The sequence below is a fragment of the Pseudomonas sp. B35(2017) genome (genome assembly GCF_002113645.1).
Taxonomy (GTDB): domain Bacteria; phylum Pseudomonadota; class Gammaproteobacteria; order Pseudomonadales; family Pseudomonadaceae; genus Aquipseudomonas; species Aquipseudomonas ekonensis.
The window spans coordinates 65460-80932 of the sequence record NZ_NEIZ01000002.1; the positions used below are offsets into that span (position 1 = coordinate 65460).

General features: G+C 63.6%; 7 protein-coding genes and 1 pseudogene. 4 read left to right on the top strand and 4 right to left on the bottom strand.

What is annotated here, in order from left to right; all coding sequences use genetic code 11:
- The first annotated feature begins 14 nt into the window (after positions 1–14).
- Positions 15–1259 carry a hypothetical protein gene (locus CAG41_RS03950; protein ID WP_085580139.1) on the top strand — a complete coding sequence of 415 codons (1245 nt, stop codon included), beginning with the start codon at positions 15–17 and terminating at the stop codon, positions 1257–1259.
- Here the strand turns inward: CAG41_RS03950 and CAG41_RS03955 are convergent.
- Positions 1256–4390: a transglycosylase domain-containing protein gene (locus CAG41_RS03955; protein ID WP_085580141.1), complete on the bottom strand. Its 3135-nt coding sequence runs from the start codon at positions 4388–4390 to the stop codon at positions 1256–1258. The genes CAG41_RS03950 and CAG41_RS03955 overlap by 4 nt on opposite strands.
- A 141-nt stretch (positions 4391–4531) precedes the next feature.
- Positions 4532–9472 carry an NEL-type E3 ubiquitin ligase domain-containing protein gene (locus CAG41_RS03960; protein WP_085706719.1) on the bottom strand — a complete coding sequence of 1647 codons (4941 nt, stop codon included), beginning with the start codon at positions 9470–9472 and terminating at the stop codon, positions 4532–4534.
- 508 nt (positions 9473–9980) lie between these two features.
- Here CAG41_RS03960 and CAG41_RS03965 point away from each other — a divergent pair.
- The 3 genes from CAG41_RS03965 to CAG41_RS03975 all read left to right on the top strand — a co-directional run bounded on the left by CAG41_RS03965 (position 9981) and on the right by CAG41_RS03975 (position 13552).
- A complete protein-coding gene (locus tag CAG41_RS03965) occupies positions 9981–11402 on the top strand; it encodes an amino acid permease (RefSeq protein ID WP_085629431.1) in 1422 nt (473 codons plus the stop codon).
- 185 nt (positions 11403–11587) lie between these two features.
- A complete protein-coding gene (locus CAG41_RS03970) occupies positions 11588–13093 on the top strand; it encodes a glucosyltransferase domain-containing protein (protein WP_085629433.1) in 1506 nt (501 codons plus the stop codon).
- 84 nt (positions 13094–13177) lie between these two features.
- Complete coding sequence (locus CAG41_RS03975) at positions 13178–13552, top strand: GtrA family protein (RefSeq protein ID WP_085629435.1); 375 nt, start codon at positions 13178–13180, stop codon at positions 13550–13552.
- Between the two features lie 33 nt (positions 13553–13585).
- On the opposite strand, the gene CAG41_RS03980 is transcribed toward CAG41_RS03975, so the two are convergent.
- Both CAG41_RS03980 and CAG41_RS28775 read right to left on the bottom strand, forming a co-directional pair.
- The gene (locus tag CAG41_RS03980; protein ID WP_085580152.1) at positions 13586–15205 is read right to left on the bottom strand and encodes an FMN-binding glutamate synthase family protein; all 1620 of its coding nucleotides are present in this window, start codon (positions 15203–15205) and stop codon (positions 13586–13588) included.
- Positions 15206–15356: 151 nt separating this feature from the next.
- Positions 15357–15443, bottom strand: a pseudogene (locus CAG41_RS28775) (helix-turn-helix transcriptional regulator); the annotation flags it as partial.
- Positions 15444–15473: the final 30 nt, after the last annotated feature.

Sequence of the window (15473 nt, forward strand, 5' to 3'; positions counted from 1 at the left end):
CAGGGAGCTGAATCATGACTTCACCATTGAACAAGGCGAGATGGCAGGCCGGCCTGTGCGGCTGGCTGCTGTCGACGGCGGCTTACGGGCTGACTCAGGAAATCCGTGCCGTGTACATTCCCGATCCGGCTGATCCGCAGACCAACAGGTTCGTCAACCAGACACCGCAGAGCGGTTACTGCGCCATCGTTGCCAATGATTGCAAGCCGATGTCAGGGGTGCGGATTCCTGTGCGTTTCAGTTCGGTGCAGGCGATGGAGCCGGGCCACACCTTGCGCGACGGCGCCATGTTTAATTTCCCGGCACAGTGGCGCAGCCTGGAAGTCAGGCATGTGTTCACTGGCGAGACGGCCACCGTGGGCATGCGCATCGGCGGACTCGGCTCTGAATATGTGCTGAGCGACACAGCCGCCAACTTGACCGGCGATCATGGGGGGATTCCCAACCGGGCCCACGATACCTTGTGGGGAGGTCGCAGTTGGGGCTCGGCGCCTCCACCGTGCCTGCCCGCAGCCGCGGCGGTCGCTGGCGACGACAATTACCGTTTCTTCTGGTTCACGCCTGTCATCGGCACTTGCGCCAAACAGACAGCCTTCACGATCCCGTGGATGACCTACAGCTACCTCGACGTGGCTTATGAGTTGCAAATGCCCGACCCGTTGAAAATGTCGGCGGGCCTCTACACAGGTGAACTGACCTACGGCGTGGGGCCCGGCATGGATTTCGACACCGGCGACAACCTGCTGCCCGACAGCTCGCAGGTCACCTTTCGCTTCGTGCTGGATGTGCAGCATGTTCTGAAGGTCGATATTCCACCGGGCGGCAACAAGGTCGCGCTGGTGCCGCAGGGCGGCTGGAGCGCTTGGTTGCACCAGGGTCGCAAGCCGGAGCGGCTGTTCCGCGACCAGGCCTTCACCATCACCTCCTCGTCGCGGTTCAAGATGTTTTTCGAATGCCAGCACGGCGGGCTGCAGTCGTGCGGACTGCGCAGCCAGAACGGCGGCGGTGCGCCCGCCCAAGTGTTCCTGAGCGTCAGCCTGCCCGACAGCATCACGGACAGCGACGGCCGGCCGGTGCGCCGCCAGCCGCTGTCGGCAAACCCCGATGCTCCGGTCTTCCAGCCGGGGCGGTTCCTGGATCGCACCATGGGCACCCTGCATTTCGAAGTGCCGCGCAGCTACGTCGAGGACATGCTGCAACCCGGTCAGGCCAACCGCTACGTCGGCAACGTCACGGTGATCTGGGACTCGGAGGTCTAGCGGTCTCCCGTCACGGCCACGGTCGGTGTTGCGGGCGGCTGACATTGGGTGTGGGTACCCGGTTGCAGGTATGGCGTGAGGATCGGCGCCATGCCCTTGAGTACCTGCACCGGGAGGGCCGAGGTGAAGGTGAAGCTCTCTGCCGAGCGCCCAGGCACGAACGCGGTCAGGGTGCCGAAATGGTTGCTGCCTATATAGAACACGAACGTGGCAGTGCGGTTGAGCGACTTGGAACTGAGGATGCGCCCGCCGGAGCCGATGGCCTCGATACGGTTGTCGCCGGTGCCGGTCTTGCCGCCCATGGTCAGCGGGCTGCCGTCGGCCAGTTTGAAACTGCCGGAGACCCGTTTGGCGGTGCCTGAATCCACCACTTGGGAAAGCGCTTCGCGCATGGCGGTGGCAACCTCGGACGGCATGACCCGTTTGCCCACGTGCGGGTCACTCACCAGCCGTGTTTCGTAAGGCGTGTCGGCGGCGAAGTGCAGGCTGTCGATGCGCAGGGTCGGCATGCGCACGCCGTCGTTGAGGATGGTGCCGATCAGTTCGGCCAGCGCCGCCGGACGGTCGCCGGAGCTGCCGATGGCGGTGGCCAGGGACGGCACCAGATGGTCGAACGGGTAGCCGACCTTCTGCCAGCGCTGGTGAATCTCCAGGAACGCCTCGATCTCCAGCATGGTGCGGATGCGGCTGTCGCGGGCCCCCTTGTGCTTGCTCTTGAACAGCCAGCTGTAGACCTCCTGGCGCTCGAACTGGCTGGCCTTGACGATCTGCTTGAAGTCGGCGTCCGGGTGGTTGAGCAGGTAGCCCATCATCCACAGGTCCAGCGGGTGCACCTTGGCGATGAAGCCCTGGTCCGGCAGGTCGTAGGTGCCGGGGCCGTAGGCCAGGTAGAGCCGTTCCAGGCGTTCGTCGGTGAGTTTCTCGGTGAGCTTGGCGCCCTTGAGGTGCGAGCGCACGAAGGTGTTGAAGTCTTCCTGGCTGGCATTGGGCAGCAGGTAGCGGTGCACGGCGGCCATGCGGATCGGGGTCGGGCGCATGCTGTCGAGGAAGGTGTCGAGGCGCGCCTGGGTGTCCTTGTTGCGGTATTTCTTCCAGAACTTGAGCAGGAACGAGGTGCCTTCGCGGTCGGCAAAGGAGGCCAGGTATTCCTGGCGCCGGGGGTCGCGGTCGTCCTTGAGCAGCTCGGCGCTGTTGTTGGGGCCGGAATAGGTGGTGTAGCGCACCAGGTCGCGCATCAGGCGGATGAACGGCAGGTTGATGGATTCGCGCAGGGCATCGCGCAGGGTCGGCATGCGGCCGTTGTCTTCCTTGCGGAAGTTGTGGAACACGTGCAGGCCGCCGCCGGTGAAGAACGCCTCGCCGGGGCTGGCCGAGTACTTGCGGTCGAGGGCGGCACCGAGCATTTTCGAGAGGTCGCGGTCCTTGTTCTCGATCAGGTAATCGACCGCCCAGCGGCTCAGGCGGTCCTGGTCGGGCACGTCGACCTTCTTCAGCTCCGGCACGCTCAGGCCGGCGTACTTGTCGTGCAGCTCGGCGATGATCTGCAGGTAGGTGGTCAGCACGCGCATCTTGGCCGTGGAGCCCAGTTCCAGTTTGCTGCCTTCGTTGATGTCGAAAGGCTGGTCGGTGCTGTCGGTCTGCACCCGCACGCGCGAGCCGTCCGGGGTCAGCTCGAACAGGGTGAAGCTGTAGCGCACCTGGGTGGTGCTGGTGGGCGTGAGCAGGCGCTCGCCGATCAGGCCGATCTGTTTGGCGAACTCGGGGTCGGCGAGTTTCTTCAGGTACTCGGTGGCCTGGGTCTGCAGATCGCCCTGCAGGGTGCTGGTGGCCGACAGGTCGAGGCGGTCGAGATCGTACAGCGGCCGGTTGAGCATCGTGGCCAGACGGCTGCGGGCGACGCTGATGCCTTTGTTGGTCTCGATCGGCTGGATGGTCGGCTGGGTCTGCCAGTCGCGGTAGCTCACCTTGCTGGCCAGCGCGGCTTCGGCCAGCGGGGCGTCGATCACGCCGTTCTGGCGCAGCAGGCGCAGGTGGCTGTCGGTGAGGTCGGCGAGTTCTTCGCGGCCCTTGGTCAGGTAATGGGACGGACGGCGCTGGGCGATCATCAGCGAGAGCATCTCGCGCAGGGCCAGGCCTTTGGCGGCCATGGTCTTGGCGTCGGCGGCGGGGCTGTTGAGCTGTTCGTTGGCCTCGGCGAAGTCGCTGCCGTACCACACCCGCAACCCCTCGGCCATGCCGTGCACTTCGCCGTGGCCGGGCACCGCCGACAGGGGCACGCTGTTGAGGTAGTCGCGCACGATGTTCTGCCGCGCCGCCAGGGTTTCAGGCCCTGCCTGATAGGCCCGCACGCTGGCGGAGATCATCTGGCGGATCTTCTCGGCGCCCGACACCGTCAGGCCGTCCGGCGAATGGCGGTATTTCTCCAGTTGCGTGGCCAGTGTGCTGCCGCCGGCGGACTGGCCGGGCAGGTGGAGCATCTTGGCCACCTGCGACCACGCGGCCATGCCGAAGCGCGGCCAATCCACCGCCGGGTTGGCCAGCGGTTGTTTGGGGTCGAGCAGGAAGCGGTTCTCGATGAACAGCAGGCTGTTGACCACCACCGGTGGAATCGAGTCGAAGCTGGCGTACAACTGTTGTGGATAGTTGTACTGGTACAGCGGTGCGGCGCGGCAGTCGGTGATCGACAGCCCCGCCTGGATCTTTTCGGAATAGGGCACGAACAGGCCCTTGTCGGTGTAGCCGAGCAGGGCCGGTGAAAAACGGGTCTGCTCGGTGATCACGTAGGAACGCTTGAGCAGGCGCGGCAGAAATTCGTCGAGGGCGCTGTAGCCCAGGCGCAGGTCGAACGGCCCGTTGCCGGGATAGCGGATCGCCTCGCTGGGGCCCTGTTCCAGCGTATAGGTCAAGGATTGCGCGTACTGGCTGACCTCGCGGGACTGAAAGCGCGAGGTGCGGATTTCCTTGGTCGCCGCCAGGCCCACCACCACGGCAATGATCAGCACCAGCAGCCAGAACGCCTTCCAGCCATGCCGGGTACGGCTGCGGGGCGGTTTTTCAGGGACAGGCGCTTGATCCACACGGTCAGTCGGAATCACGTTTTCACTCGAATCGGTCTGCAGCAAAGCGCCCATAGTCGATTGATCCATTCACGCAGATTGATCGGACTTGTCTGAAGCTTAGACGGTGGTTGGAACAGGTGAAAATTTTGTGATGGAACGAGCGGTGGCCGCTGCCGACCGGTCGGGGGTGACCGGAAGCAGCGGCGTCGGGGATCAGCGTGTGGGCGCGCTGTCGTTTCCGAGCAGGTTGTGCTTTTCGAGCAGCGCTTTCGTCTTGTTGCGACGTGATTGCTGTTTCTCGTACCTGATGTCCTTGGATTTTGCCTCGTACTCGTTCTCCGTCAGTTCTTTGCGTTCGTACTGATCATCAAGCTCTGCCAGTTTTCGGGTGTATTGGGCGACGTCTTGATCAAGAGTGTCACCGTATTGTGCCTTGAGAAAATTTTCCCAGAATTCGAGTTCGAGCATCCCGTTGACCAGGCCGTCGCCCGCCTCCAGCGAAAGGACGGTCCTGTAAGCCGCGTCGAGCATGTCGTGGCTGACCCCACCGATCTGCCGGTACAGCATGCGCTCGGATTGCCAGGGCAATCCCAGACGTGCGCTAAGACCGATCTGGTAGGCGAGATAGATTTCAACCTCTTCCGCTCGGCTTGGGCGTTTGCGGACTTCTTCCCGGGCGATGGTGTTCACGCTTTCCAGACGTGCGGCCCCCTTGGCCAAGGCCAGGAGACGGCGTTCCAGTTCCTCATGGGACGTCGAGTAGTCATAGGCCTGTGACGCGAGCACCAGTACCCCTATCTTGTTGAACTCCTCGGTGACGGCGTCGACGCAGGTTTCCGGGTTCTCTATCGTTGCGAATACGTCCTCACGCAACTGCGTATTCAGATCCATTGCCTCGATCACATTCCAGACCCGGCGGGCGAGCTGCTTGCGTAGCTCTTCATCTGCGGCGGTGTAGTCGGCGGATCGGGTCAGCCGGTTGATGACCTTGAAAAAGCCTTTGCTTTTCTCTTCGGCCTTCAGGCTTTGCCAAGCTTCCTTGCGCTGCTCACCCAGCCCCGGATCGGGTTTGAACAGTAGCGAGTCGGTCTCCAGCGGCCACTTTTCAATGTCGTTTTCGGTGGGCTGCTCAACGTTGACTTCTTTAGGTCTGCCTACTTTTTCGCGGTAGTCGAACAGCCGTTTACGTTCATCTTCCGGCAGTTTCCACTGGGAGATCCGTGTGCGGGCCACGATCCACGCTTCGGGTGAGTCACGCGTGACGTTCAGTACCTTCGGTACGGTCTGGATCGGACTGCCGGTCAAATCGACATTAAGGCCACGAGGGCGGGGTCTGCTCAACAACCCGACCGGCCAGTCCGTGAGGTTGGTCCTGCGCAGTGACAGCACCCTGAGATCGGGCATGTCGCAGACATCGGGCGGTAGGGTCAACGGGTTACTGTCCAGTTGCAGGGTCTGCAGTGCGGTCAGCTGTCTGAGGCCCTCCACGGAGGCGTCCGTCAGGACAATCCGGTTATCGTTCAGGCGCAGGGTTTCCAACCCCTTCATCGAGTAGACCGCTTCAGGCACCTCGGTCAGGTCACAGTTGCGGGCGCTGAGCCGGCGCAGTCGGGGGAAGTCCTTCAGCATCCCCGTGGCGCGCGCGGAGAGTCTCATGTTGTCCAGGTTCACCACAGTGATCTGATCCAGGTATGTCTTGATGTCCATCTCAAGCAATTTTTTCCACCAGGATTCCAGCTCAAAGCCAAGCAGTTCCTTCGACAGATCCAGGATGTATCCGTCGTCGAAGCGGATGTTGCGTACACCGAACACGTTGGACTCACGCCTGAAACAGGCTTTCATCCTTTGGATGATGTGGTGGGCGTTGCGGGGCGGGATCGACGGCTCGTCAGGCAGGGGGCTGGACATCCGTACGCCCCAGTTATCCAGCGCCGTATCAATCTCGCGCAACTGGATCTCCAGTTTTTCCACCACTTCGATGGGGTCGGTGCCGACGGGCAGGGACCGTATGAACGTATCGCGCTCTGTCTCTCTCAGTCGCGGATACAGGCGTTGCACGCGTTTCTCCAGCACCGTGAATGTTCGGCCGGGACGGTGGAAGAAGGAGACGATCCAGTTCCAGGTGGCACGCAGCATCCAGTGGGTTTCTTCGGCGGCCACCGGGCGCAAAGGCGCCGTCAGCATCGCCTTTCGGCGCACCTCGGGCGAGAGATTCTTGTCCGTCAGCCACTGGCGAAGGATCGGGCCGTCCCCCGGCTTCAGATTGAATCCCGATTTTTCGGGCAAGGCCTGCAGGATCGCTTCGTATACGGTCTGGGCGTCGAACAGCGGGTTGCGGCCACCATCGAGGACAGCGTAGTCGCCCCGCTGGCGGCGCAGCAGCACACGGCGGTGGGAGGCGTCTTGGGGGCCGACGCTGCTGCGCAAGGTGTTGTCGAGATTGTCGTCACGGATCTCGATACGCACATCCTTGAGCGCCTTGCGATCCATCACCGTCTCCAGGGCCAGGCGCTCGGTGTCGGCGGTCAGCGGACGACTCTTGTAGAACCCTTCATACGCTCGGGCGAGGCGGATCTCGAACGCGCATTCACGGGCCTTGACCTTGAAGTCGTGTGGCAGGCGGCGTCGACTGGCCAGCGCCTCCAGGGCAGCGGGCGGTGCTTCCCCGATCAGCCGCTCGGCGATGGCTGCAGACAGTTCAGGGTGCAGCCCCTGCAGGCGGCGAGCGTGCGGCTCCTGGCTTTGCTCGCGACTGCCGTAGGTGTGGTCCGCAATCGACTCGGCGCGCGAATCCAGCATGTCCGCCAAACGATTGCGCAGCGCCGGCAAACGTTCGCTCACCGGCACGTCCGGTCCGAGCAGGCGTTTCATCTGCGAGTCATCGAGGAACCCGACCACGGCCACCGGCAGATCGCCGTTCAGCACCTGCGTCTGGCTGACGGACAAGGTGGAGTGCGGACTGGCCTTGGGATTGCCGTAGCGGTAGTGGCCACCGTTGAAGTCGGATCCGTGAAACACCTTCAAGGCGCATTCGGGCGGCCATCCCGGTAATTCGGTGACTATCTGGGGGAACCACGTATCTCTCGGGTCAAGCGCCGCGCCTGTGCGAATCCGCCGTTTCGCCAGACCGACATCCTCGAACGCCTTGAAACGCTTGAGGGTATCGTCCAGGAGGAGCGGGGGCGGAGCGTTATCGGCGTGCATGCGTTGCAGCGTCTCGACATCCGTGGCACTGATCCGGCGTACGTGTTCCAGCTGCTCGGCACTGAGCCCGTCGGTGCTGTGGCCGAGCCGGCGCATGAGCGTGGCGCTGTCCCACTCGTAGGGGTTTTCGCTTTCGTACCGCCAGGCGCCACGGCCGTTGTGCTCCAGCCTGGGCTCGTAGGCGTCGGCGCGATTGGGGTGGCGGATGCGGTACTGCCCGCTGGCCGGATCCTTGTGCACTTTCAGGTGACGGTTTACGAGGCGCAGTACATTGTCCCCCTCATGCCGGTACAGGCCTTGGGCGTCGGGCGTCAGGGTGTCGGGCAACGCCAGACTGTGTTCGTAGGGCGCGATGTCCGGGTACCACAGGCGTGTCTCCCCGTTGGGCAAGGTCACCGCATGCATGGATTCGATTGTCGGTGACAGTTTGAGCTTGAACTCCCGGGCGATCGGGATGCCGGCCCCCATCGCGCCCAGCTGAACGATGTCGCTGACCACACCGACAATGTGCTCCGTGCCCTCGCGCCAGACACCTTCGGCCAGGTCGACCACGCCCTCGAGGGTTTCATTGGCCAGTTGATAGGCGGTGTAGGCCAGCATCAACTCGCCCAGGCCCGGCACGAAGGGAGCGACGACCATCACGGCGACGTTGAGGATCTCCAGGGCGATTTTCTCGATTCTGTCCCACCATGCCTGACGTTGCAGACGGTCGACGTCGGCGGTCGGGACGGCGAGCGTGCGCGCATCGTTGAGAACCTTGTTGGCCAAGCGCCGGTAGAGATATCTCCAGAGGGGTTGGGTGACGGGAAACAGCTCGAAACGCAGCGCCCTCAGATCCGGCGGATTTTCGCGCCAGGCCGGACGCGGGTCGCCCGCAGCCCAACCGTGAAAGGTAACGGGCGCCAGGTGCTGCGCCAGCCTGGCAAAGAATTGGCCGCGCTGCCCATGGTCGACGAACTGACTGAAGAACTGAAGGTAGCTCTGGCCGCTGGAGGCAAGCGTCTGGTTCTCCCGCAATTGCCAGAACAGTTCGTCCCTGAAGACGTTTGCGTTGCGGTATTGCTTGAGCGGATGCCGAGGGTCGTGGGGAACGTAGGCAATGACCGTATCCGAGATCAGCGGCTCGCCGGGCGTGGGAGCGATGAGCAGGATGCCGGTGAGCCTTGCCTCCAGCAAGCCCAGTTCGAAGAGCTGCATCGCCTGGCCTTTGAGCGCCAGGTTTGTCTGCCCGGAATGCAGCGCATTGATCAGGGTGAAGGCTTCAGGCGTGATGTCTCCGCTCGCCAGGGCCATTCGTGCGGCGGCCTTCAACGCGGTCCTCATGTTGTTCTGGACGCTGGTTTCCAGATAGGTGCGGGCGACGCGGTTCGTGGTGAGCAGCAGCGCCTCCAGACGCTCCTTGTAGCGTGCGCCGATGTCCAGGTCCCGGCACAACCGCTTGAACTGGTCGATGCTGATCAATTGCTTGATGGGATAAATGTCGTAGAGCCCCTTGTTCGGATCGGTCGAGATCAGGAAATCGGACGCGGCGTCGAATGTTTCATTTTGCGGAAAGTTGTGCAGGGCAGCGTCAAGTAATGAAATGGTCGTGGGTTTGAATCCACCAAGTTCAACTTTTTTATAGAGTCTTATGTGGATGTTTCTCACGTCGACATCAAGCTTGTACTGCTGAAGAAGTTTGTCCTTCAGCAAGGGTTCGGCGAATGTCCTCACATCCCTGAGTGAGGAGAATAATGCGTCGACAGCGTTTTGCGTCTCCCACGCCTGGCGGTTGCTGTAGGCCAGGTTTCGCTTGAGGCTGGCGTCTTCCGGGTTCATCCAGGCGGCACGTTGCGGCCGGATGTTGCGTAGTGCTTCGCTGCGGTGCAATGCCATATTGGCGAAGACCGGAGGGATGCGCGACTTTATCAATTCGTGATGTTTCCCTGAATAACTATTTGTTTCGCTCATGGCGTGTGCCCGTAATTAGGATAGGGGCTTCAGGCTAACGCCAGTGTTCAAGAAAAATAATTCAAAAGTTGGTGGGGTCGACGCGTCGGATAAAGAGGAAACATTTAAATCTGATATTTAAAAAGTAGGTGGCTACTACCTTTGTGCGCATCAGGATGCCTGTGCGCGCGATGGGGCGTTGGCGATTGTTTCTCTGCCGTGCGCATGACCGCCCCGCGCCGGGCGTGCGATACTCCGCGGCGTCCCGTTCACGACATTTTTTGCAAAACAACAGGTGGTCTGTTCTGTCGAAAGACGGTTCTGCAGGTTGTGTGGCTGTTTTCTGTGGTTTTTAAAGCGAAACTCTCTGTGGCGGGCTTTTTATACTGCATGCCCCGCCGATCCCGCAGGCGATGCCTGGGGGACGCCTTTGCCCACGAGGCAGACGCGGCACCGGCAAGCCCCGGCCCATCGGCCAAGGCTTCGCCGCTCGGTGGCCCTATCCAATAACAAGACGAGGATGTCTCCCATGCCAGTCGGCAACCACTCACCCCACGGCGAGACCGCCCAAGGCGGCCCGCTCAAGCGCGAGCTCGGCGAACGGCACATTCGCCTGATGGCGCTCGGCGCCTGCATCGGCGTCGGCCTGTTTCTCGGTTCGGCCAAGGCCATCGAGATGGCCGGTCCCGCCATCATGCTGTCCTACATCATCGGCGGCCTGGCGATCCTGGTGATCATGCGCGCCCTCGGCGAAATGGCCGTGCACAACCCGGTGGCCGGCTCGTTCAGCCGCTACGCCCAGGATTACCTCGGCCCGCTGGCGGGCTTTCTCACCGGCTGGAACTACTGGTTCCTGTGGCTGGTGACTTGCGTCGCGGAAATCACCGCCGTGGCGGTGTACATGGGCATCTGGTTCCCCGACGTGCCGCGCTGGATCTGGGCCCTGGCGGCGCTGGTCAGCATGGGCGGGGTCAACCTGATCGCGGTGAAGGCCTTCGGTGAGTTCGAGTTCTGGTTCGCCCTGATCAAGATCGTCACCATCATCGCCATGGTGCTGGGCGGCATCGGCATCATCGCCTTCGGCTTCGGCAACGACGGCGTGGCCTTGGGCATCTCCAACCTGTGGAGCCACGGCGGGTTCATGCCCAACGGCGTGCAGGGCGTGCTGATGTCCCTGCAGATGGTGATGTTCGCCTACCTGGGCGTGGAGATGATCGGCCTGACCGCAGGCGAAGCGAAGAACCCGCAGAAGACCATTCCCGACGCCATCGGCTCGGTGTTCTGGCGGATCCTGCTGTTCTACGTCGGCGCGCTGTTCGTGATCCTGTCGATCTACCCGTGGAACGAGATCGGCACCCAGGGCAGCCCCTTCGTGATGACCTTCGAGCGGCTGGGCATCAAGACCGCCGCCGGCATCATCAACTTCGTGGTCATCACTGCGGCGCTGTCGTCGTGCAACGGCGGCATCTTCAGCACCGGGCGCATGCTCTACAGCCTGGCGCAGAACGGCCAGGCCCCGGCCGGCTTCGCCAAGACCTCCGGCAACGGCGTGCCGCGCCGCGCCTTGCTGCTGTCGATCTTCGCCTTGCTGCTGGGCGTGCTGCTCAACTACCTGGTGCCGGAGAAAGTCTTCGTCTGGGTGACCTCCATCGCCACCTTCGGCGCGATCTGGACCTGGGTGATGATCCTGCTGGCCCAGCTCCGGTTCCGCAAAGGCCTGAGCGCCGCCGAACGGGGCGCCCTCAAGTACAAGATGTGGCTGTACCCGGTCAGCTCCTGGTTCGCCCTGGCGTTCCTGGTGCTGGTGGTGGGCCTGATGGCGTACTTCCCGGACACCCGGGTGGCGCTGTACGTGGGGCCTGCGTTCCTGGTGCTGCTGACGGCGCTGTTCTATGTGTTCAAGCTGCAGCCGAACCCTGCGGAGCAGGGCGCGGTGCGTTCGGCTTCATAAGCCCTGACGCCTGAAACACCTGAGCCCCGGCCCGCAAGGCCGGGGCTTTTGCGTTTGGGCAACGCGCTGGCGAGGGCAGCAGTGCGACCGTCGGTCTGAAAGGGGAGTGCGCAGCGACTTCCGGTGCCGGGCCATGCTCCAAACTCTATCGCTGTCGATTCCGCCAGCGATGGGAGGCGCAGGTTATGAGGATGACCGATCTTGTCGACCGCGAGCTGAGCCGCCATCAGGTCATGCGGTTCTTTGTGTTCGCGGCCTTTCTCTATGTCCTGCCGCTGATCCTCGCGGACTACCCCTACATCGACGACAACTGGCGGGCGCTGGCCGCCGGCAATGCCTGGGCCGGGCAAGGGCGGCTGTTCGTCGACTGGCTGTACAAGGCCCTGACGTTCAGCGACGCTGCGCCGAACATCTTCCCGCTGCCGTTGCTGCTGGCCACGCTGGCGATGGCGGCGGCCCTGACCCGGCTGACCTTCCACCTTTTCCCGCAACCTTGCCTGGCCGCTTGCCTGGTGCCGTTGCCGCTCTGGTACAACCCGTTCCTGCTGCAGAACCTGTCCTACCAGTACGACGGGCCGGCCACGGCGCTGAGCCTGGCGGCGGTGATCTGGGCGATCACCTACCGCAGCGGTTCCCGGATACGGCGCTGGCTGGCGCCGGCGGCATTGTTGGCGCTGGCGTTCGGGCTGTACCAGATCAGCGTCAACGTGTTTCTCGGCCTGTGCGCCGTGGAGCTGATCCGCGCCGTGCAGGCTCGCTTGCCCTGGCGAGACATCGGATGCTTGATCGGCGGCAAGCTCGCGCAGTTGCTGCTCGCGGTGCTGATCTACGGCGTCACGGTCTTGCCGTTCACGGATGCCTCACGCACTGAAATGCTGAACGGGGGCGCCAGCCCTCTGTCGCAGGTCGGCATCAACCTCGGACGGGTGGCGGAGAAGGTCGCGCTGCTGTTCAACGGCGGATACCTCGGGGTGTCCGTTGCGTTGGCGCTGTGTGCGCTGCTCGGCGCGGTCCGTGTGGGGCAGCGCCTGGCGCAGCGGCAGGAACCTGCCTGGAAGGACTCGCTGTTGGGTGCGGCTTGCCTGCTGACGTTGCCGCTGGCGGTGCTGATGGTGCCGGGCATGACCCTGGTGTTCCGCGACTTCAACGAGGGCGCGCGTACCCTGATGGGGTTCGGCGCGCTGCTGACATTGCTGGCCTATCTGGCGTACCTGGGGCTGGCGCCGCTGCACCGGCGGCTGCCGCTGCTGCTGGCGGTTGCGCTGTCGGCGTCGCTCTCGCTGTCGTTCGCCTACGGCCGGGTGCTGACGATGCAGAAGACCTTCGCCGACAGCGCCCTGCACAGCCTCAGCCAGGACATCGCCTCCCGCCCGGCGCTGCGCGAAGCCAAGCGGATCTACCTGTCGGTGACTTGGTCCGACCGCTGGCTGGCCGCCGCCGGCGGTTCGTTCCGCACGTTGCCGGTGCTGCGTTACCTGCTCAACGTCGACTTCTACATGCTCGCCGAGAACCTGCCCTCGGCGGGCATCACCAACGTGATCGCCGAACGCGAGCGGCGCAATGCCACCCATGTCGGCCAAATGGGCTATCCGCCGCTGGTGGACAGCCTGTACTACCGGATCTACCTGATCGGCGACTACGGTTTCATCGTCATGAAGGAGCCGCCCCACGGCCGTTCGCTGCAATGGTGAGCGGGCGCCGACCTGTAATTTCTGTCAGTAGACCGAGCGTTGCGCATGCCCTAGCGTTGGCCCGACATCGGGAGAGGCGGCGGCATGAACATGTTCTGGAAGGGAATCCTCACTCAGGTGGCGATCGGCGCGGTGGCCACGCTGATTCATTGGCAGGTGTTCTTTGTGTTGCTCACGGCGGTCCAGCTTTCCCAAGCCCAGGGCAACGTGGCGGCCTACGGCGTGGCCGCCTCGTTCTCGTTCTACATGAATGTGCTGTACACCTTCGAGCTCAATACGTCGCTGACGGCCTATCTGCTGTTCATCGCCGTGATGGGCGGGGTCAGTTACGGCGTCGGCCTGGTCGCCGATGAGCGGGATCTGCCGGGGCTGGTGACGGCGGTCGCGTTCACGCTGCTGAACCTGTTGCTGGGCTACGGCTTCTTCCGGTTCGTGCTGTTCCGCCCAAGCGATGGCTGATGCGCCGGCCCGTCGGGCGGACCGGCGCCGGGTTCAGGCGACGGCCGCGTCCTGCGGCTCGAAGCTGTCCGCCCGCGCCATCTGCCACATCCGCGAGTAGAACTCACCGTTCACCTCCCCGGTGAGCAGTTCCCCCGGTTTGAGGAACACATGCAACTGCGAGAACAGCTTGATCTCGGTGGCCGACATGCGCCGCACCAGGTGCTTGGCCGACAGTTGCGAAGGGTGCTCCAGCCCGGCGGCGGCGAGCATTTCGGCCAGGGCCTTGAGCGTGTTGCGGTGGAAGTTGTAGACCCGCTGGGCCTTGTCCGGCACCACCAGGGCGCGTTGGCGCAGGGCGTCCTGGGTGGCGACGCCGGTCGGGCATTTGTTGGTGTGGCAGCTCTGCGACTGGATGCAGCCGATGGCGAACATGAAGCCGCGCGCCGAGTTGGCCCAGTCGGCGCCGATGGCCAGCACGCTGGCGATGTCGAAGGCGCTGACGATCTTGCCGCTGGCGCCGAGCTTGATCTTGTCCCGCAGGTTCAGGCCCACCAGGGTGTTGTGGACGAACAGCAGGCCTTCGCGCATCGGCACGCCGATGTGGTCGGTGAATTCCACGGGGGCCGCGCCGGTGCCGCCTTCCTTGCCGTCCACCACGATGAAGTCCGGCAGGATGCCGGTCTCCAGCATGGCCTTGGCGATGCCCATGAACTCCCACGGATGGCCGAGGCAGAACTTGAAGCCCACTGGTTTGCCGCCGGACAGCTCACGCAACCGCTTGATGAACTGCATCATCTCCAGCGGCGTGGAGAAGGCGCTGTGGCGCGACGGCGAGATGCAGTCCTCGCCCATGGAGATGCCGCGGGTGTCGGCGATTTCCCGGGTCACCTTGTGCTTGGGCAGGATGCCGCCGTGGCCGGGCTTGGCGCCTTGGCTCATCTTGATTTCGATCATCCGCACCTGCGGGTTCTGCGCCTGGGCGGCGAAGCGCTCCGGGTCGAAGCGGCCGTCGGCGGTGCGGCAGCCGAAGTAGCCGCTGCCCAGCTCCCAGGTCAGGTCGCCGCCGTGTTCGCGGTGGTAGGGGCTGATGCTGCCTTCGCCGGTGTCGTGGGCGAAGTTGCCCAGCTTGGCGCCCTGGTTCAGGGCGCGGATGGCGTTGGCGCTGAGGGAGCCGAAGCTCATGGCCGAGATGTTGAACACTGACGCCGAGTACGGCTGGGTGCACTGCGGGCCGCCGACGGTGACGCGGAACGTGTTCGGGTCGCTCAGCGGCGCGGGGCGCATCGAATGGCCGATGAACTCGAAGCCGGACTGGTACACGTCGATCAGGGTGCCGAAGGGCTTGTCGGCGGTCTCGTTCTTGGCCCGGGAATACACCAGCGAGCGCTGGGCCCGGGAGAAGGGCAGGGCATCGCTGTCGGACTCCAGCAGGTACTGGCGGATCTCCGGGCGGATGCCTTCGACCAGGTAGCGGATGTTGCCCAGGATCGGGTAGTTGCGGCGCACCGCGTGGGGGCTCTGCATCAGGTCGAACAGGCCCAGCAGGCTCAGTACGCCGGTGACGGCGGTGAAGGGCCACAGCCAGTCATGGTCGAGGAACGGCAGGCTGGCGAGCGTGAAGATCACGCAGGCGGCAAAGAAGGCGTAGCGGCTCAGGAGGGACAGGCTCATACGGTTTCCTTGGGTTCGGACTCGGTATCGGTCTGCGGCAGGCAGGTTCTTGCGGTGACGGAGCGAGCTCCCTCGCCGCAAAGACATCTCCAGGTCACGGAGCGGTGCTGCATGCCGAGGGTTTTCAGGCGTTGTGCGCCTGAAGAACGGCTTTTTTATGGGCTTGCACGGTTTCGACGGCGATTGGCAGCTTACGGGCGATTTCGTTTGTGGAGCAACCGTCGGGCATCGGGCGGCCATTGAACGGGATTCGGTCGGCCATGGCATT

Excerpts from the sequence above, each read along its gene's own strand:
- CAG41_RS03960 (WP_085706719.1), bottom strand. The coding sequence starts at position 9,472 with ATGAGCGAAACAAATAGTTATTCAGGGAAACATCACGAATTGATAAAG.
- CAG41_RS03970 (WP_085629433.1), top strand. The coding sequence starts at position 11,588 with ATGAGGATGACCGATCTTGTCGACCGCGAGCTGAGCCGCCATCAGGTC.
- CAG41_RS03955 (WP_085580141.1), bottom strand. The coding sequence starts at position 4,390 with ATGGGCGCTTTGCTGCAGACCGATTCGAGTGAAAACGTGATTCCGACT.
- CAG41_RS03950 (WP_085580139.1), top strand. The coding sequence starts at position 15 with ATGACTTCACCATTGAACAAGGCGAGATGGCAGGCCGGCCTGTGCGGC.
- CAG41_RS03980 (WP_085580152.1), bottom strand. The coding sequence starts at position 15,205 with ATGAGCCTGTCCCTCCTGAGCCGCTACGCCTTCTTTGCCGCCTGCGTG.
- CAG41_RS03975 (WP_085629435.1), top strand. The coding sequence starts at position 13,178 with ATGAACATGTTCTGGAAGGGAATCCTCACTCAGGTGGCGATCGGCGCG.
- CAG41_RS03965 (WP_085629431.1), top strand. The coding sequence starts at position 9,981 with ATGCCAGTCGGCAACCACTCACCCCACGGCGAGACCGCCCAAGGCGGC.